We start from the raw sequence: 18,536 nt of genomic DNA, 5'->3' as shown, positions 1-18,536 counted from the left end.
GCGCCGGGTCAGACGCGGCTCTGCGCCAACGCGGCCCAGCGCCGGATCGCCTGGACCCGGGGGGAGCGGGCCAGTGCGTCGGACATCCGGACGAGATCCTCGGGGTCCTCGGTGGAGGTCAGCATCCACCTGTCCTCCGGATTGACCGCAGGCCGCGAGGCCGCCTTCGCGATGACGGCGCCGGCGATCACCGAGGCGTCGGCCTCACCGCGCGCCCGGCGGCGTTCGGCGTGTTCGGCCAGTGCCTCCGCGTAGACCCTCTTGCCGGTCGACGCGTCGAAATAGGGGCCCAGCCGAAGAACGGCGTCGTGGATGTCCCGCTCCCGCTGCATCAGGCGCAGGTCCATCGACCGCCACCAGCTCATCGGCTTCGGGCAGGTACGCGGGATCTCCGGCCGGATCTCCAGCCACAGGGGCTTGAGCTGCTGGAACTGCTGGAACATGCCCCAGCGGGAACTGGCCCCCTGCCCGACGGGGGGAATGAGGAAGCCGGCGGCGACCAGGAGGGCGGAGACGCCGGCCAGCGAGAACGCGACGTGGGTGCTCAGCCAGTCGAGGTTCCCGCCCGTCCAACGCGCCGCGACGGCCGTGTACTTCAGCAGGTCGAAGACGAACGCGAAGGACGAACCGGCGGCGATGGTGAGCAGGCCCAGACGCAGGCTGCCGGGTACCTGGCGCGACCAGCGCCAGCACAACACCGTCATGGTGACCGCCGCGACCGAGTGCGCGGCGAGGTAGAGCACGATCATCTCGCGGATGAAGGGCGTGGTGGCGTAGTACGTGTCCAGGTCGCGGAGCCGCTCGACGGGTGCGTCGCCCAGCGCGAAGAGCAGCGCGATCGCCGCCATCACCCCCAGGTAGGCGATCAGACAGAAACGGGTCTGTCGCCGGGTGCGGGCCTCGTCCTCGTTTCCCCGCCAGTGGATCAACAAGACGATGTTGATGCCGTCGAACGCCGTGAGAATGCAGTACACGATCGGTGCCGCGACATTGGGTGTGCCGAACCAGTCGTTGATCTTGGCGAGGTGTGGCGGGGCCGCGGTGACGAAGATGAGCGCCCCGAGGAACAGCGTTCCGCAAACGGCCCGAAGGATCGGGTCCTTGGGGTTCTTCCGCAGGTCCCAGAGCTTGATGAGCATGGCGATCAGAAGGCCGCCGGCCGAGCAGAGGAACGCGGTGCCCGCGCTCACCGGAGGCCACCGGGTTCGGAGTGACCGAAAACGGTGGTGGGGGGCGTGGCGGTGTGGACAGCACTGACCTGGGCGCCGCGGGGAGGACTGGTCACGATCAGTTGCTTTCCGAGTGGGCCGCGTCGACCAGGAGGTCCGTGGGGTGGATCCGCGAGAAATGGCGACTGAGTTCCGCGAGCCCGTTCGTTCCGGAGATCCGGATCGGCAGCGGACCCGGGGTGTTCGTGTTCGTGGTGTCGTCCGCCTGCGGGAGCTCGGGGTCCGGCGGGCAGGCGACGGGAGCGGAGGCCAGGGCTGCCTTGATGGTGGCTGCCTCTGCCACGATCAAGGCAGCCTCGTGTTCGAGGCCCCGTGCGGTCGCGTAGCGCTCGGCTGCCGCACGATGCCCGGCGTCGAGATACGGCGCCAGGTTCAGCAGGCGATCCGCGATCTCCGTGGCTCTGAGGGTGGCTCTCATCTCCAGGGACGAGGTCCTGGCGATCCGCATGGGAGCTCCGGCACCGACCCAGGGTTCCAAGGCGCGCCACAATGGCTCCATGAGGCGGTAGGCGCGCCACGCGTCCCACATGGACTCCATCCGCGGCCCCACGACCGGAATGAGGAACCCGACGGTGGTCATGAGCGCGCCCAGGCCGGCGAGGGGAGGGGCTACCTCGGTACTGAGCACGTCCCAGGCGTCGGTCCCCGCCCAGCGGGCGCCCACGGCGACGAACTTCAGGAGCGCGAAGGACAGGCCCAGACCGAAGGCCGTCACCAGGGTGAGCAGGCCCCACCGGGTCCAGTCCGCCTTCGCCGCGCGGAGTTCGGCCGACCAGCGCCAACACTTCGTCATCACCACCGTGGCGGTGGCCGCGTGAGCGGTCAGGTACAGCACGATCATCTCGCCGATGAAGGGAGTGGTCGCGTAGAAGGTGTCGAGGTCGCGAGGCCGCTCCGCGGGTATGTCGCTGAGGGTGAACAGGACGCAGAAGGTCGAGATGACGCCGGCTGTGGCGGCGATCCACATCCTGGTCTGTCGACGGACGGTCGCTTCGGGTCCGCCGCGCCAGTGCAGCAGAAGGACCATCGACGCGCAGGACAGGCAGGAGAGGAAGCAGTAGACGATCAGGGCAGACACGTTCGAGATGCCCGTCACCCTGTTGACGCGCTCGACGGTCGGCGGCGCGGCGAAGACGAAGCCCCCACCCGAGGCGAAGATGATCACGAAGATCGCCCGGGACATCGGCGAACGTCGGCTGTGCCACAGGGAGGGGAGCTTCACCGCGAGCGCGATGGCCAGCGCGAACGCGGGTATGTAGTAGTCCGACCGTTGCATGTTCAAAATCCCCGGCCCATGCTGGACTGGATGCGGCCGGCCAGGCCGGTGTTCGGGAGCGAGGTGGCGCCCGATTCGAGGATCTCCCTGCAACTGCTTCCCAGGAGCAGCCCGAACGCCTCGGCGTCGTTCTCCTCCCGGGTGTCGAAATGGGTACGCGCGGCAAGGGCGAGGATGTCGGCCTGCTCCAACTCGCCCCCGAGGGACCGGGCGGCCGCGGAGACCGCGTCGGGCTGGGCGCCATGGGTCAGACACTTCCCCATCAGGGCGTGCCACATCTCGTGGGCGAAGATCACCAGCTGATGGAGCGTGGTCGTGTGGCGCTCGACGACGATGACCATCCGGTCGTCGAAGGTGAGCGTCAGCCCGCTTGCGGTCTCCTCGGGGAACTCACGGAAGAGAAGGTGCACCGGCCGGTACGTCCCGTTCCCGCGCACCTCGTTGAACCGTCGTTCGAGGAAAACCCTCAGCGACTCGAACAGTTCGTCGGGATTCGACGGGATCGGGCGTCCGAGGTTCGCGAGAATCTCGTTCCGGAGCCTGATCATTTTTCTCTTGCCCATGGTGAACCCCATTTTTACGGTAATAGCCTAGGAGTAGTTCGCGCCCGCAGAAACTGTTTCCGCGTCATTTGAAGAGGGGCCGTTCCGTGCATGAGGAGCGAGCCCACCAGGGCTCTCCTCCCGCGCGATCCCGTCGACGAAGAGCATCAACGCCCGCTCCACGGGCGGTTCGAGCACCACGTCGCCCAGCCGGTGCTGGATCTCCAAGGCGTAGCGGTTCCTGACGGCCGGACGGGGATTCCCGACGACGGCGTTCAGCCGGGGGAGGACCTCACTGCGCAGGACCCGGTCCAGCGCTTCCGCCGGCTCGTCGGTGAAGAAGTTGACCGGGACGTCGAAGAACCGCGCGATCCGCCCGGCGTGCTTGAGGTTCGGTGAGCTCTGCTTGCGTTGGCTGAGCAGGGTGTTGAGCCACTGCGGAGTCATGCCGATGCCGGCGGCGATCTCGGGCGTCGTGTACGGGCGCTGCCGCACGATGCCCCCCGGCCCTTCCTCCCGGCGAAGACGCGTGTCCATCAAGAACTGGATCCGCCGGGCGACCTCGCGGTGGTCGACCTCCGCGACAGCCGGCTCTTCGCCGTCCAGCAGCCTGCGGATATCAGCCTCGGACAAGGATGTGTGGAAGGAGAGTCTCTTCAGGTCGAACAGGCTCCTTCGGTCGAGTCCCGTTCTGCGGAGCAGTGTGTTGACGGTCGTGGCGAGGGCTTTGTACCCGTCGCTCATTGACCCTCCTATCAGGACGCGAAGGGAGGACGTGGTCAGAGTGGACCCCTGACCCGCAGGTCACTAGACCACGGAAACGGTAGTGGAGGCAACGAAACGATCGTTTCACCAGACGACCGGCCGACCACGGCCGACCACGGCCCACCACGACCCCCTATACGCACCTACTTACCGGCCCCGGCCGGCCGCAAGGGCGGCCGGTCCAGCACCTCCCGTTCCCTCGGCGTCAGTTCGGGCCCGTCGAGCAAGGGCATGCGGGCCCCGAGGGCCGCGGCCAGAAGGACGTCGGGGAGTCCCAGGATGTGGGCCGGCCTCCGCATCGTCATCACGTCGGTGAGTTTCCGGACGACCAGGCCCCGGCCGATGGCCGTGTGGTTGAGGCGGTGGATGTACCGGGACCCCAGACGGTCCACCAGCGTCGGCTTCCGGCCCACGGCGTCGGGATAAAAACGGTCCTGACCGACCGCCAGCATCCAGGCGGCCGAGGCCGGCCGGGCGATCGCGCGCTGCGCCTTCGACGCGAACCCCGGCGCGAGTACGGACGTACGCCGTGTCAGGTTCCGCAGGCCGACCGCACCGAGGGCCGCGACGGACATGCCGTGACCGTAGACGGGGTTGAGGCTGGTGGCCGCGTCCCCCAGGACGATGAAGCCCTCCGGCAGCTTCGCCCGCTCGAAATGGCGCCTCCTGTTCGCGGTGCGGGTGTAGAGGGCGACCTCGCTGGTGGGCTCGGCCCGCGAGAGGAGTTCGGCGACGAGGGGATGGCGGACGCGGCGGGCGAACTCCTCGAACACGTCCTCACCCGCCGAGGGCTCGCCCCCGCGGGTGCCCGAGAGACTGACGTGCCATTGACCGTTCTCGATGGAGATGATCGTCGCGACGAGGCCCGGCCGGCCTTGGCGCGGATCGGCGGGGATGTGGACCACCGGCCAGTCGGTCTCGGCCCCCTGCGGCGCCCGGTACCTGCGGCTCGCGTAGCGGACGCCCGCGTCGACGACGGTTTCCCGCACCTCGGGGCCGCCGATGTCCCGGAGCCACCGGGTGCTGCGCGAACCGCGGCCCGTCGCGTCGACCACGAGGTCCGCCGTCACGAGGTGCCGCTCGTCCCGTGCGTCGCGCAGGACCACGCCCAGTACCCGTGTCGCGTCCCCTTCCAGGCCGCAGACCTTCACCCCCGTCCGTATCCGGACGTTCGGCATCTGCAGGACGCGTCTGCGTACGACCCAGTCGATGAGGTTCCGGCTGGCCCCTATCAGGTAGTGGGTATCGGGCCACGAGCGGCGGTACCAGCCCGCCGGCGAGAAGGACACCATCCCGTTGGGGATCGGGATGCGGTGGGCGCCGGCGGCGAGCCACTCGTCCGTCACGCCCGGGAGCAGTTCCTCCATGGCGTCGGCCCCGCCCGCCCACAGCATGTGCGCGTGGGCGGCCTGGGGGAGCCTCTGCCGGGGCGCGGGCGTCTCGGGAAGCTCCGCGTCGTGCTCCAGGACGAGGACTTCCCGTACGTGGGGCCCGAGGGCCGCGGCGGCGAGGGTGCCGGCCAGGCCACCGCCGAGTACGACCACGCGGGCGGAGGACGAGGGGAGCGCTGTCATCGGGTGCTGCTTTCTGCAAGGGCGGATCGCCGGAACGAGCGGACGGTGGCCGATCCGGCCAACGCGAGCGACATCCGTACGAGACCTCGGGGGCTGTTCGGCGAGACCAAGACCATATGCGTGGCCCGTGCCGGAGCGGGTGCCGATCCCGACTGGGCCCGTTCCCACGCGACGACGGCGCTCGCCAGGGCCGCGGCATCGGCCACGGCCGTGGCTTCCTCCGGGGAACGGCCCGCCTCCAGTTCCTCGCGCAGCGCCTGGTCCCGCAGCTCGGGACGCAGGTACGGGTTGACCGCGAGGATTCCGTCGTGGATGTCCGACTCACGCTGGGTGAGCCGGACGTCGATGGGGGTCCAAGGCCCCACCGACAGGTCGATGCTGTGCTTCGTCGCCACCCGGAGTTCCTGGTGGAGAGTGCGGAGGAGGCGGTACCGGCGCAGCATCCTCCACTTGGTCGTGACGTTCTGTGAGATCAGCGGCAGGACGAAGCCGGTCGCGATCAGCAGCGCGGACACGGACGCGAAGGCCGGGGCCAGCCGGACGCCGAGCACGCTCCAGTCACGGCCCGCCCAGTGGGCCCCTATCGCGGTCAGCTTGGCGATGTCGTAGAAGAGGTTGAGCACGTAGCCGATGGCGATGAGCGACAGTCCCGCACGCAGCCCGCCGTGCACTTCGCGAGCCCACCTGCGACTCAGTACCGTCATCGTGACGGCCGCGGTCGTGTGGGCCGCGATGTAGAGCAGGATCATCTCCCTGATGTACGGCGTGCTCGCGTAGTAGGTGTCCAGGTCGCGCAGGCGCTCCACGGGGGCGTCGCCCAGGACGAACAAGGTGTTGATGGCCGCGATCACGACGACCGTGACCACGGTGCACAGACGGGACCGCCGCCGTGTCCGCCCCGAGTCCTCCGGGGCATCGCTCCAACGCAGGATGAGCACGATGTTGGCGCCCGAGAAGGCCGTGAGGAGAGAGAAGACGAGCGGCGCGGCGGCGTTCGGGATACCCGTGATCTTGTTGACGGCGATGAGGGTCGGGATGGCGGTGCATCCGAAGACGGCGGTGGCCAGGGCCAACAGCAGGCACACGGACCGCAGGAGCTCGTTGCGCGGATCGCGTGCGAGCGCGGGCAGTTTCAGCAGCGTGGCCAGGAACAGGACTGCCCCGGGTATGTAGAAGCCCAGGCCGGACGAGTCGTTCACCCGGTGGCCCGCCGAGGGACGCAGCAGGTCGCCCCGCGGACTCGGTGTCGCGGGAATCGGACCCGCGCGGCGGCCGCGGGCTCGGCCATGACGGTGGCTTCCTCACGGACGGCGCGCTGACGGGCGGCTGCGGCGGCTGCGGCGCCCGGCGACGCCGACGGGACGGCCGCCGATGGGAGGGCCGCCGATGGGAGGGCCGATGGGAGGGCCGGCGACATCAGGGCCGCCGCCGGTATGCGACAGTCCAGGTCCCGCATCAGTTCTCCGCAGCACCGAGAGAGGCCTGGATCCTCGCGGGCGCGCCTTCCAGGACGCGCTGGTCGGGATCGTGCTCGACGTGGCGCCGAAGCCGCCGGGCCAAGAGCCGGCCGAACTTCTCGGCCTCGGCCTCCTCACCCGGCAGCGCGTGGGTCCGCGCGGCAACGTGCCGGACGGCGGCCCCCAACTCCGCGTCGGAGACCCCACCGTTCAACAACCGTGCGGCGACCCGAGCCCCCAGCGCGTGCTCGCCACAGTGCCCCTGCAGCATGTGCCAGATCTCATGGCCGAGGATGACGAGGGAGTGGAAGTCGCTCGTGCTCTTCACGACGGCGATCACGTCGTCGTTCTCCCGGTCCACCCACAGGCCCGAGACCGGGCCGACCTCCACCGGGAAGTTGCGGCGGACGATCCGTACCGGGCGACCGCGACGACTCGTGAGGTACTCGGCCAGCCTGCCGAACAGCTGATCCACATCGGAGGGGACGGGCTCGCCGAGGGCGGCTTCCAACTCGGCGTACAACCGCGCCATCTGCCGGTCCACGTGCTGCCGGCGACGCCTGCTCCTCATGCCCCCGCCTCTCGACGCTCCCAAGCCCGCACGACGCCGACCGGCTGTCCCGCGTCCCACGTGCCCCGCGGGATCGCCTTCACGTCGAGAGGGGGACTGAGGACGGTCAAGGATGCTCCCGGCGGGTTGGCGGCACGGTTCTTGTGAGACGGACTGCCGGCGGAACGCTGCGCGTGGACACTAGAGCAGATCAATGATCGCTTAACAAGACGAAACGATCGTCGCCCAACGGCATGGGCGCGAACACCCGCCTCCACTGGCCGAAATCATCGACCCACCCGGGCGCGCATGCGGCGGCGTACCGCCTGCGGGCGGCCCGCCGGCAGTCGGCTGTTAGCTTCTTCTCCATGGGGGAGCACCAGAATGAGCAAGAGAACGAGCACCAGAACGAGCACCAGGACAAGACCAGGGCGGCCTACGACGGGGTCGTCGAGCTGTACGCGTCGATGTTCGCCGATCGCCTGGAGACGCGGCCGTTCGCGCGGGGCATGGTCGGCATCTTCGCCGAGTTGGTACGCGGGACGGAAAACCTTCGGGTGGCCGACGTCGGCTGCGGGCCCGGACATGTGACGGCCGTGTTGCACGATCTGGGCCTGGACGCCTTCGGACTCGACCTCTCCCCGGCCATGGTCGAGCACGCCCGGCGCGCCCATCCGACGCTGAACTTCAACGAGGCCCGCATGGAGGCCCTGCCGATCGAGGACCACGCGCTCGGCGGCGTACTGTCCCACTACTCGGTGATCCACACCCCGCCCGGGGAACTGCCCGCGCTGCTCGCCGAACAGGCGCGGGTCCTGGCGCCGGGAGGCCTCCTCCTCGTCTCGTTCTTCGGGACCGACGGCCCGGAGCCGGTCCGCTTCGACCACAAGGTCACGCCCGCCTACAGTTGGCCGGCGGACCGTTTCGCCGACCTGCTGACCGGGGCCGGCCTCGTGACGGTCGCCCGAATGCTCCACGACCCGGCCTCCGAACGCGGCTTCCTCGACGCCCACTTCCTGGCCCGCCGCCCGTAGAACAGCCACCAGGTGTGATCCCAGGTGTGATGAACTGGCGTTCGAAGGTCGTGGATTGTGGGGGATGAAGTGACAACCGATGAGACTGCTCCGGAAGCGTCCGTGCCCGCAGGTGTGGCACCGGAGCGCCCCGAGAAGGTCCGCGGGGACGCGAGCCGGATCGAGAAGTGGTCGCTGGTGTGGATGCTCCTGGCCATGGTGATCTGGGGATGGTTCGTCTTCCTGATGCTCTCCGATTACGGCCCTGACGTGCCGTCGTACCAAGGGCAGGGGACCCGCGGTCTGTGCCGGGGCCCGTTCGTCGAGCCGTCACCTCAAGAGAGGGTGTGCCGCGCCGACGAGCTGCGCCAGTGGCCCGCGCTGCTGGGCATCCTCGCGCTGGCGGCCGTGGCGACCGTCACCGCAGCGGCGACCATGGTGTACGCCAAGGTCCTCTTCCGCCTGGCTCACGGCAACAGCTCCGGCGTGCGACCACAAGACTGAGGCGGGGACCTCACCGACGCCGACCCGCTCCGGCACCACCCGATCCCACCCCCGCGCCGGCCGACCACAGCGCAGACCGCCCGCCGACCTCGCCCGGGGCACGGCCCGGCCCCCACGAGCGAGCGACGGTGCGGACGCCAGACCCGCAGTGCCTGTCGTCCGCACCGCGGCTCGTGGCCGGCGCCGGCAACGGCGGCTGCCGCGATCGCGAACTCGTCCTCGGTGCACCGGGTCAGGAAGGCCGACGGGGCAAGACGCAGATCGGCCGGGGCACCGAGAGTCTCCTCCACCACGCCCTCGGAGCGGACAAGGAGAAGACCACTGTGACCGCACCCGAACCGCTACCGTCGGACCGACGTGAGCTCGACGAGGTGATCGCGACACCATGACCCCACGAACCGGCGAATTACAGGAAGCAGGCATTCCATCGGTCACGTACCGCGAGGTGCTGACGAGTCGTAACGTTCCGCAATTGCTGCTGGCCGCCTGCCTGTCCCGGCTCGCGCACGGCATGCTGCTCTTCGTCGTCGTGCTGTACGCGATCGCCGAGTTCGACTCGGCCGAGGTCGCCGGTCTCAGCAGCGCGTTCCTGACGCTCCCCGGGTTCATCGGGAGCCCGCTCGCCGGCGCCGTGCTCGACCGCTTCGGGGCCCTGCGGGCCGTGGCCATGGACACCACGGTCAGCGCCCTGCTCGTCGGCGGGATAGCCGTCATGTCCTCCCTCGACCAGCTCACCCCGGCCGTCCTCTATGTAATGCTGGGTCTTTTCTCGATCACCAGTCCGCTCACCGACGGCGGCATCCGTACCCTGTTCCCGCGCTTCGTCCCCGATGCGGCCTACGACCGGGCCAACGCACTGGATCTGGGCACGTATTCGGTGATCGAAGTCGGCGGCCCGCTCGTGGCGGGTGCCCTCTTCGCGCTGTCCGGGGCCAAGCCGGCGCTGCTCACGGTCGCCGCCATGTACGGTCTCGCCGCGCTGAGCCTCTCGCTGCTGCGCGGCGGCACGGCCAAGGCGGGCGTCGACCGGGGCGTGGCGCAGGACCGGGCGAAGCTGGACCAACACCTGCTGCGATCGGCCTGGGAGGGGATCACGTACCTCTTGCACAATCCGACGCTGCGCGGCCTCGCGGCGTCGTACTCCGTCTTCCAGGTGGCGTACGGGATGCTTGTGATCATCGTCCCGGTCGCGGTGGCCGGCCATGTGGCCGACGAGGCGTCCTCCAGCCGCTACGTCGGCTTGATCTGGGCCGTACTGGGTCTGGCGGGCGGTACGGCCGCGCTGCTCGCGGGCAGGTACGTGCACGCCGGGCTGGAGCGCCGCTTCATGGTCGGCGCCCTCGTCCTGTCCGCCCTCGCCGTCTACCCCGTCAGCGCTCTGGGCTCGCTCGTGGCGCTGGGCACGGGCCTCGCCCTGTTCGGGGTGATGGAGGGCACGGTCAACGTCAGTCTGATGTCGCTGCGGCTTCGGCGCACCGAACCGGAGCGGCTGGGACGGGTGATGACGGTGTCGATCGGCGTGAACCTGATCGGTTTCCCCGTGGGCACCGCCCTTGGCGGCGTCATGGTCGACAACGGCTCCCCGGCCCGGGCCCTGGCCATCGCCGCGGTGCCGGCGCTGGCGGCCGCGGTCTGCGCCCGGCTGCTCGTCCCGAAGGAGGGCTGATGGCTCCCGCACCGTCCGCCGCCGTACCGCTCGCCACGACCTGGCCCGACACCGTCGAACTTGTGCGCCCCGGGAACCCGGCCTGAGTCAGGCGTCCCCGACCAGGAGGTGTTCGTCGACCTTCTTGAACGACCAGGCTCCGGCGGTGCGGGTGAAGACCCAGATCAGGTCGAAGCGGTCCGGCCAGGTGGCGGGGGCCCCGCTTCCTGGTGCGAGGGCCTTCACGATCTCGGGGATGCGGGAGTGATCCCAGCAGATCAGCACGGGGCCGGAGGCTGCCGAAACGGCCGCCGCCAGGTCGGCCTCCTTCGACTCGCCGTAGCTGAGGTCGACGGTCAGGCCGAGCCGCTCGGCCAGTGGGGTGACGGTCTGTCGCATCCGGTGGCTGCCGGCGTCCGGCCCCCGGTCGGTGGCGGCGTACACCCTCGTGGGTCGCACCAGGCCGGTGGCCGGCTGGGGGTCGAACAGACGCGGCAGCGTGTTGGCGCGCGCCCAGCCTCGCTCGGTCAGTGAGTGGCTGTCCCGCTTGCCGTTGTCGTCTTTGCCGATCTCGCCGCCGGTGGGCTTCTCACCGTGCCGGATGATCATCACGACCAGGTCGCCGCTGCCGCTGCCGCTGCCGCCTTTGCCCGTCGCCGTGCCGGGGGAGGGGCTCGTGACCCGTACGGACGCGGATTGCGCGGGGGCGCCGCCTCCGCCCTTCGAGCCGCAGCCGGTCGGCATCAGCGACATCGCCCCCAGGCCGGCGAGCGCACTGCGGCGGCTGAGCGCAGAAGGCCGTCCCTCGTACTTGAACACCATGCTCACGACTCCCCGTTCGGTGCTCACCCCCGTCTCACGTGCGCGGAGGAGCACACCGAAGCGTAGGGGAGGGCCGTACGCGGACTGCCGTACGGCCCTGGGGGCGGTGTCGGGTCAGCGGGTCAGCGGACCGGCAGCACTCGGGTGTGCTCCTGGCGCACGGCTTGGAGGGAGCGCGGGTCGAGGCCGAGCAGGTTCAGGATCGTCGGCGCGATCTGCTTGGTCTCGACCTTCGTGGAGAGCCGTACGCCGCGGGGCGTCGAGGCGCCGGAGATGACCAGCGGGACGTTGAGGTCGTCGGCCTGGCTGCCGCCGTGCTCGGCGATCTTTTTGGCGCCGCCCGTGTAGACGACGCCGTACTGGGCGATGCCGAAGACGTCCGGGACGCGGGCGTCGCCGGGCTTGGCGCCGAAGCGGTCGGCCGCCGCCTCACCCGTGTGGACCTCACTCAGGCCGCCCGTGGTGAAGGGCTTCGGCTTCGCGTTGATGTCGGTGGCGGTACCGCTCTGCCTCAGCAGGTACTGCTTGGCGAAGTCCGTGGCCTCCTCGGAGCGGTCGTTGAGCCAGAGCAGCATGACGTCGTCCGTCACGGAGTGCGCGACCAGCTTGCCGGCCGTGGGGTGCGCCTTCTGCCAGGCGGCGTCGAGGCCGTCCAGCAGCGGGCCGGGATCGACCCGGGTGAGGGCGGCGGGGTCGGTGGGCGACTGGCCGTGCTTGGCGGAGAGGATCACGTTGGTGCTGTCGTCCAGGTGGTTCTCGCGCAGCCGCGCCGTCAGCGCGCCGATTTCGCCGTCCACGTAGTCCAGGCTCTTCGCCAGCAGCGGTCCGGGGACGCCCTTGGACGCGTAGCCGCCGGTGAGGCCGTTGGAGGCGGGCAGCTTCTGCGCGGTCGAGACGGACTGGAAGTTGAGGCCGAAGACCGCCGGAGTACCCACCTTGTGGCTGCGGCTGTGGTCGTATCCGTCGATCTCGTTGAGGACGGCCCGCACCTTGTAGCCGTCGTACTGCTGGGTGGCCTTGTTGTCCTTGGTCCAGTCGACGCCGGACGGGTAACCGGTGGCGTCACTGTTGATCTCCGGGGTGAAGAGATCCTGGATTCCGTTGCCCGACGGGCCGTTGAGGATGTCGTAAGCGGCGTGCTTGTCCGACCACGCGGTCCGCAGACCCGCCTGCCGCGCCACCTCGAAGACGGTGTTCACCTGGAGGTAGGAGTGCGGCTGCACCGGCTCGCAGGTATTGGGATCGACCGGCAGCTTGGCGGGATCCAGCAGATCGACCGGGTGGCCGGTCATCGAGAGCACGCTGCCGGGCAGGCCCTGGAGGCCCTGTCCGGCGTCGAGGGAGTGGGGGTTCTTGTCCAGGCTCTCGGTGAGGTCCACCTCCGCGCCGGGCTTGACGCCCGTGCAGCCGATCGTGCCGGCCGGGAGGAGCGACGCGTCGTAGGAGTCGTCGTAGTAGACGCCGGTGGTGCCGGGACCGCCGCCGGTGACCTGGGCGACCATGCCGGGGAAGGAGTCGGAGGGCGTGGTCGTGGCCGCGTTGGTGTACTGCACGCCGCCGCCGACCAGTCGGGCCAGCGCCGAGGCCGGGTGCTGCGCGACGTACCAGGCCAGATCCGACTGGTGCAGGCCGTCGACGGAGATCAGCAGGACGTGTCGCACAGCGCCATGGCGATGCGCGCCGGCGACGCCGGTGGTCGCGGCCTGGGCTGTGGTGGCGGTGGCGAGCGCGAAGGCGGCGCTGAGGACGGTGGCAAGTCGAACGGTACGTCGAGGCACGAGTGTTCCCAGGGGCCGGCAGATCTTGGCAGGGGCGGAGCAGACGCCATGCTCGAGGCGCCCCGTGTACCCCCGACGGCAGGCACGTGAACTCCTGCGAAGGCTCTGGCGGCTTCTTCCGTCGAAAGGCGCGACCGGCGTGACCGGGCCGAAGCCCTGCATGGTTTTCGCACCGTGGTCACCGGCCTCGGCGCATCTCGCCTATCTGCCGGGCACCGACGAACTGTGGATGGTCAACGAACGCCCCGCCGAGCGCATGGCCTACCGCACGACCTGACCCACCCCGCCACCCATGACCCCTCTGCGATGGCCGGACCGCCACTCGCTCCGTCCCGGCCGGCTGCCGGGACGGACCGTGGTGGCGGTCCGGGGCGGGGCTCAGTGGGTGCTTGCGCGCCGGCGCCGGTGGAGCATGACGGCTCCCCCCGCGAGGGCGAGTGCCGCGCTGGAACCGCCGGCAAGGAGCAGGGCGGAGGACGAACCGTTGTCCTCCGGGCGCTGGAGGCTGTAGCCGCTGGAGTAGCCGGTGGTGTCGTACTCCGAGCCGGGCAGCTTGTCGGCGTAGCGGGCCTTGACCAGTTTCTGATAGTCGCTGAGTGACACCGATGCCTGGCCGCCGAGCCCTTGCCGGGCCTGGTCGTTGAGGGGCTCGACATTGGTGAGCTTGAGCTGGTACCAGCCCCGGATTTGCGGCTCGCTGAAGACCAGCGTGCCCAGGGTGGCCTTGCCGGCGTATGCGGCGTCGCTGTCGCCGTCGCGCACGGCTGCCAGGTGCCAGCCGCCGCCCTGGGTGGGGGCGAGCATGACGGTGGCGTTGCGGCCGTTGACGGTGGTGCTGAGCGAGGAGACCAGCTGCGTCAGCTTGATCGCCTCCGCGGGCAGTGGTTTGGCGGTGCCCGCGACGAACCCGGGGGTGATCTCGTTCAGTGCCACCGGGTCCTTGATCGTGAAGGCCGGGAGGCCCTGGCACGGCTCGGCCGTTTCGGGGATCGTCTGCACCGGCTCACCGGCGTCGCCGGTGAGAACCGGAGTGCGCAGGAAGCGGCAGACGGTGTTGCGGACGTCGGTGGACTTCACCGCGTTGAGGGCGGCCTGGTAGTCGGGGATGTCGGCCGGAAGAGGGTCCTTGGCGGGGGCCGCGTGCGTCGGAGCGACGACGGACAACAGCGCGGACGCACTCACCGCGATGACGAGGGACAGACGGGAGGAGCGAGAGGCCGCCCGCTTGCTGGATGTTTTGGTGCCGCTGGTGTCGCGCATGTCGCCTGCCTTAGCGGGAGATACCGATGCGGGAGTGGGTCCACTTGGACGAGCTGTTGCTCACGTAGTCGTTGTAGTTCCACCACGTGTACGTGGTGGTGTCCGGCCACGGGTCGGCCACGGCGATCGTGTTGTTCGACGTGTCGAAGCCGTAGACCACGTTCATGTGGCCGCCCCCGGAGGTCCACCCGATGCGGGCACCGATCGGCCGGGCCGCCTTGACGTCGGTGTACACCTGGTTGAACGTGGCCGCGCTGCTCAGGCCGGAGCCGGTGTGGGTCATGCCGAGGCTGCTCCACCCCTTGGCCATGTCGTCGAGCGTGGCGGGCTGGTTGTTGCAGCCGTAGTAGGGCTGGGCCCGGTTGCAGAAGTCCGTCTGTGTGGAGCCGAAGCCCTGGAACTTGGCGATGGTCAACCCGGAGGCGACCCAGCACCACTGGGTCTTCTCCTGCTTGTACATGTTGATGGTGTCCTGGCCCGCTTCCGCGTGAGCTGTGCCTCCTGCGGCCGCGAGCGATCCCAAGGCGGCCAGCGCGATGGCCAACGTCGTGGTCCCGTTCCTGAACCTGCCCATTTTCCTGCCTTCCCCTGATGGGTACAAACGAGATGAGCGGGGCGATCTGGCACGAAAATGACAGCGGATCATGTCCGGGGCGCATAGGCATCTTGCGGGAAATTAGCCCAGACTGATTATTTGTCAGCCAATGATCTGAATCGGCACTCACAGCTCGCGCCTCCCTGCCGAAGCAGGGTGTGCTGCTCACCAAGTCCTCTTCTTCGTCGTGGGTTCGGTGCATCGACGACGCGCGGTTGTCGAGGTCGAGGTGGCGGACGGTCTCGGCCAGGCGTGCGGCGAGCGCGTTGCCGACTGCGCGCATCCGCAGCCCCGCACCTTGGCCGATACCGCCGGTGAGTTCGATCCCGGCCTCCGTGGCCAGGTCCACGGGCGCGGCGGCCGTCGTGAAGGCGAGGCGTAGCCGCTGGTCGATCGCGGTGCGGACGTGGCCGGCCTCCGTGCCGACGCCAGGCCTTGGCAGCAGCGGGTTGTCGGTTGGTGCTGGGCGCGGAGCACGGCCGGACGCTACGAACGGGCACTGCCTGCCCTCTGCCCCTGTCGGCACCGCCGGCCGGGTCCACCCTTCACCCGGGGTCGATCGCTCGCTAGGCGGCGCAGGGCGGGAACATGACGGAACGGCCTGCGGGGCGTTGGCCCCGCAGACCGTTCTGATCCGCGAACGGATCGTCACCACTCCAAGCCGGAGGGCCGTGTCACCTGCGTCAGTGGAAGCTGGTGTTGTGGCACTGGAAGCTGGCGCTGCTCACGAGCAGCAGGCCCTTCCTCGCCCGCGATCTCCAGCTGCTGGAGGTTGAGGACGGACATGGCGGTCACCTCCCTTCTGCGTCGGGGTTTTGCCGGACCGGGACCGGTGCAGCGGGCTTCAGGCGGCGGTGGGCGGTACCGGGCAGCCGAGTAGGGGGAGGAGATGGTCGGTGCGGCGTTGGGCGCCGTCCATCGCCAAGGGCACTCCGGCCGATCCGGTGGCGAGGTCCATCGACAGCCGGACCAGGTGCCTGCCTGGGGGCGAGGCCGTCGCCGTGGGGGACGGCGTGCCGCCACAGGTCGCGCCGGTGGCCTTGGAGCGCGGCGTCGTCGTCGGGGCCGTCGCCGACGACGGACCGGAAGTACAGCAGTCCGGCGCGGCCGTCGAACAGACCGGGGAAGACGGTGAACTGGCCGCGCGCCGCCAGCCGGATCGAGGCGAGGGCCTCCGCGAGGCCCGGGCCGCTGCGGTGCTTCAAAAAGGCCGCCAGGGCGAGTCCGATGCCGGTGGATCCGGTGCCTAGGTAGAGCACGGACCGCCAGCCGTCGTCGACCTGAGGGGAGCCGTCGACGTCCGCGCACTGAGCGAGGTCGCGGCGCGGTGCCCTCTCGGCGAGGTCGAGGTATCCGGGCTCGCCGGTGCGTTCGTGCAGGCGGGCGAGGAACAGCGCGGCTCCGGCCGCTCCGATGTGAGGCCCGCGCCGGGGTTCTTGCCGGTCGGATGGTCGAGCGGGGCTTCGATGCGCTCCGCGACGCGGTCGGCGACGCGGCGGGCATGGTCGAGGTGGCCGCCGTCCCCGCGGCGGGCGTGGAAGCCGAGCGCGGTCAGCCCCGTGCCGGGCAGTCCGGTCAGCAGACCGAGGCTCGTCGGTTCGCCGGTGCGCTCGAGGGCCGGCCCAGGATCTCGGTGGCCTCCTCGTGCCGTCCCGGGAGGTCGAGGACGGTGGCCACCCCGCAGGAGCCGTGGAAGAGGCCGACGGGCGCGCGGTCGATGTCCCGCTGCGTCGCGGCGGTGAGCCAGTCGCTCCACGAGGGGTCGACGGCGTGGCCCGTGGCGTGCAGGGCGTACAGGACCAGCGCGACCGGCTGGTGGCGCTGACGCCGGTCTACCTCCAGGCCCGCCGCCACGCCTTTCCCCATGGCACGATCGACCACGTGCCGGACAAGCCGGCGGTCCGTTCGCTGCTGTCGGACGTGATCGACTCGTGCCGCAGCGAGGTACTGGTCTCCGAGCACGGTGGGCCTGGGCGGCGTGAGCGTGTCGGTTCCCTCGGCGGCGAGTCAGGCTCGGCGCGCAGCGCGGGGCCTCGGTGGCGGTTGTGGGGCGGGGGCCGGTGCCCAGCGGGCAGCACCTTCCGCTGGGGATGAAAGGCGGCGACGGCCTGCGCGATCTCGGCGTGGGACCAGTGGATGTCGCCGAGGAGACGCCGGTGGCGGCCCTGCCAGGCCGAGCAACTGGTGGAGGACTCGGACGCCGCGCCTGAGGACAGGGGAGGAGAGGAGAGGCTCGTACTTCATCGGCTTCTTCTGACGCTTGTGGCTACGTCACCGCGGTGTCCTGCCTGCGCGTGGTCCGTGGCTGTGGGTGTGCGGTGGATGTGGCGGGCCAGCAGAAGACCCAGGGCGGTGGCGGCCAGCGTCCAGAGGGCCAGGACGCCGAGCACTGTGAGCCAAGTAGGCATGGGTTACCTGTCTATGCGTCAGAAGCGTGTGGAACGGGCCCGTCTGCCCTGACAAGTCCGAGGCATGCGTGTGGACTTGTCCATATGCGGGAGATTTGCCGGCCGCCCTGGCGAAACGGCGTGGAGCCGTGGTGTCGCGTCATTCCTCGCCGGCCTACACGGCGCGAACCACGGCCCATCCATCTCCGGCGGGGCGACCTTCACTCGCGAAGTCGCGGTAGCGGTTTCCGTGTGGTCAGAGTGTGGGTTGGTCTCGGAGGATGGCGTATCCCAGCGCACGGGCTCGTCCGGCCACTGCTTCGAAGTCGGCTGTAGGGGACAGGGACGTCACCGTCATGCGGGTCAGCGGCGCCTGGGTGAGGATCGCGGTCACGGCGTCGCGGTCGATGGTCCGCTCGAAGTAGTCCTCGGCGAAGGCGACGTACGTATCCGGGGTGCCGTCGGTGAGTAGGGCGAACAGCCGGTCGGCTCCGTCCGATTCGTTGTCGGCGAACTCGACCGCGCCGTGCTTCCAGGCTGTGGCGGATTTCTCGCGCCACACGCACACTGTCGCGTCGAAGAACCCGTCGAACTGCAATTCCGGCGCCACCGGGTAGTGCGCGAGCGGCGCCGGCAGAGCGTCGAGGAGACCGGGCCAGTGGGCGCGGGGCCATTCTCTCCATGGAGTCGCGTCGCTCTCGTGACCGAACCCGTAGAGGAACACCCCGGCGGGATCGAAGACGATGGCGTACTGGTCACCGGAGCCGTTGTCCATGGATGCCAGGTCGACGCCTTCGCGCCATCCGGGGAAGAACGAGTAGGTGGGAGCGTCCGTGGCGAGGATGGTGTCGAGCACTGCCAGTGCCCGGCAGCGCCCGAGTAGGACATCCGGGTCGGGAAGCAAGGTCACCAGTCTGTGGACACTCATGGGCGTCATTGAACCGCCTCTCACTGACATCGCCCGGCGCGCCCCTCGTTCGGTGGACCCCAGCCCCCGGGGCGCCAGGATCCGCACCAGGCCCAGCGGCATGCAAGTGCCGTGGCGCCGCGCTCCGTCCCGTGCCGGCTCGGCCGTTGGTGGCCGCGACCATGCCGAGCCGACTGAGCCAGAACACGCCGATGGGCGGCACATGCGGACA

Annotated in this window: 17 protein-coding genes; 4 read left to right on the top strand and 13 right to left on the bottom strand. The window is 69.9% G+C overall.

The genetic code is table 11. The features are described from left to right. Positions 1–8 precede the first annotated feature (8 nt). From ACV7NM_RS34015 to ACV7NM_RS33985, 7 genes are all read right to left on the bottom strand, one after another. Positions 9–1,190 carry an MAB_1171c family putative transporter gene (locus ACV7NM_RS34015; protein WP_463414264.1) on the bottom strand — a complete coding sequence of 394 codons (1,182 nt, stop codon included), beginning with the start codon at positions 1,188–1,190 and terminating at the stop codon, positions 9–11. Between the two features lie 97 nt (positions 1,191–1,287). Next, complete coding sequence (locus ACV7NM_RS34010) at positions 1,288–2,505, bottom strand: MAB_1171c family putative transporter (RefSeq protein WP_463414263.1); 1,218 nt, start codon at positions 2,503–2,505, stop codon at positions 1,288–1,290. Between the two features lie 2 nt (positions 2,506–2,507). Beyond that, on the bottom strand, positions 2,508–3,068 hold the full coding sequence (locus tag ACV7NM_RS34005) for a toxin-antitoxin system, toxin component (RefSeq protein ID WP_463414262.1): 561 nt from the start codon (positions 3,066–3,068) through the stop codon (positions 2,508–2,510). 27 nt (positions 3,069–3,095) lie between these two features. Next, complete coding sequence (locus tag ACV7NM_RS34000) at positions 3,096–3,791, bottom strand: hypothetical protein (RefSeq protein ID WP_463414261.1); 696 nt, start codon at positions 3,789–3,791, stop codon at positions 3,096–3,098. Between the two features lie 164 nt (positions 3,792–3,955). Then, positions 3,956–5,386, bottom strand: coding sequence for an FAD-dependent monooxygenase (locus ACV7NM_RS33995; protein ID WP_463414260.1), 1,431 nt, complete (start codon positions 5,384–5,386; stop codon positions 3,956–3,958). Next, positions 5,383–6,585, bottom strand: coding sequence for an MAB_1171c family putative transporter (locus ACV7NM_RS33990; protein WP_463414259.1), 1,203 nt, complete (start codon positions 6,583–6,585; stop codon positions 5,383–5,385). The genes ACV7NM_RS33995 and ACV7NM_RS33990 overlap by 4 nt, the downstream gene beginning before the upstream one ends. 256 nt (positions 6,586–6,841) lie before the next feature. Beyond that, positions 6,842–7,414 (bottom strand): toxin-antitoxin system, toxin component, encoded by a 573-nt coding sequence (locus ACV7NM_RS33985; RefSeq protein ID WP_463414258.1) that lies wholly within the window; start codon positions 7,412–7,414, stop codon positions 6,842–6,844. A 347-nt stretch (positions 7,415–7,761) separates the two neighbouring features. Between ACV7NM_RS33985 and ACV7NM_RS33980 the strand changes: the two genes are divergently transcribed. The 3 genes from ACV7NM_RS33980 to ACV7NM_RS33970 all read left to right on the top strand — a co-directional run bounded on the left by ACV7NM_RS33980 (position 7,762) and on the right by ACV7NM_RS33970 (position 10,576). Further along, positions 7,762–8,427 (top strand): class I SAM-dependent methyltransferase, encoded by a 666-nt coding sequence (locus tag ACV7NM_RS33980; RefSeq protein WP_463414257.1) that lies wholly within the window; start codon positions 7,762–7,764, stop codon positions 8,425–8,427. 102 nt (positions 8,428–8,529) lie between these two features. After that, positions 8,530–8,910 carry a hypothetical protein gene (locus ACV7NM_RS33975; RefSeq protein ID WP_463414256.1) on the top strand — a complete coding sequence of 127 codons (381 nt, stop codon included), beginning with the start codon at positions 8,530–8,532 and terminating at the stop codon, positions 8,908–8,910. A gap of 445 nt (positions 8,911–9,355) precedes the next feature. Next, a complete protein-coding gene (locus ACV7NM_RS33970; RefSeq protein ID WP_463414255.1) occupies positions 9,356–10,576 on the top strand; it encodes an MFS transporter in 1,221 nt (406 codons plus the stop codon). Positions 10,577–10,663: 87 nt separating this feature from the next. Here ACV7NM_RS33970 and ACV7NM_RS33965 read toward each other — a convergent pair whose 3' ends face one another. The 4 genes from ACV7NM_RS33965 to ACV7NM_RS33950 form a co-directional block, all read right to left on the bottom strand. Beyond that, positions 10,664–11,377: a histidine phosphatase family protein gene (locus ACV7NM_RS33965; protein WP_463414254.1), complete on the bottom strand. Its 714-nt coding sequence runs from the start codon at positions 11,375–11,377 to the stop codon at positions 10,664–10,666. Positions 11,378–11,499: 122 nt separating this feature from the next. Beyond that, entirely contained in the window at positions 11,500–13,155 is a 1,656-nt protein-coding gene (locus tag ACV7NM_RS33960; RefSeq protein WP_463414253.1) for an alkaline phosphatase family protein, read from the bottom strand. 378 nt (positions 13,156–13,533) lie between these two features. Then, the gene (locus tag ACV7NM_RS33955; RefSeq protein ID WP_463414252.1) at positions 13,534–14,415 is read right to left on the bottom strand and encodes a hypothetical protein; all 882 of its coding nucleotides are present in this window, start codon (positions 14,413–14,415) and stop codon (positions 13,534–13,536) included. 10 nt (positions 14,416–14,425) lie between these two features. Next, entirely contained in the window at positions 14,426–14,989 is a 564-nt protein-coding gene (locus ACV7NM_RS33950) for a papain-like cysteine protease family protein (protein ID WP_463414251.1), read from the bottom strand. A 917-nt stretch (positions 14,990–15,906) separates the two neighbouring features. On the opposite strand from ACV7NM_RS33950, the gene ACV7NM_RS33945 reads away from it, so the two are divergent. Further along, positions 15,907–16,260, top strand: a complete 354-nt coding sequence (locus ACV7NM_RS33945) for a hypothetical protein (RefSeq protein WP_463414250.1) — start codon at positions 15,907–15,909, stop codon at positions 16,258–16,260. Between the two features lie 325 nt (positions 16,261–16,585). Here ACV7NM_RS33945 and ACV7NM_RS33940 read toward each other — a convergent pair whose 3' ends face one another. Both ACV7NM_RS33940 and ACV7NM_RS33935 read right to left on the bottom strand, forming a co-directional pair. Further along, positions 16,586–16,876, bottom strand: coding sequence for a hypothetical protein (locus ACV7NM_RS33940; protein WP_463414249.1), 291 nt, complete (start codon positions 16,874–16,876; stop codon positions 16,586–16,588). 777 nt (positions 16,877–17,653) lie between these two features. Then, positions 17,654–18,325, bottom strand: coding sequence for a hypothetical protein (locus ACV7NM_RS33935; protein WP_463414248.1), 672 nt, complete (start codon positions 18,323–18,325; stop codon positions 17,654–17,656). Between the last annotated feature and the right edge of the window lie 211 nt (positions 18,326–18,536).

The sequence above is a fragment of the Streptomyces sp. Tek67B01 genome (assembly GCF_055231995.1).
The sequence above is the reverse complement of the archived record's forward strand: the minus strand, read 5'-3'. Positions and strand labels throughout refer to the sequence as shown.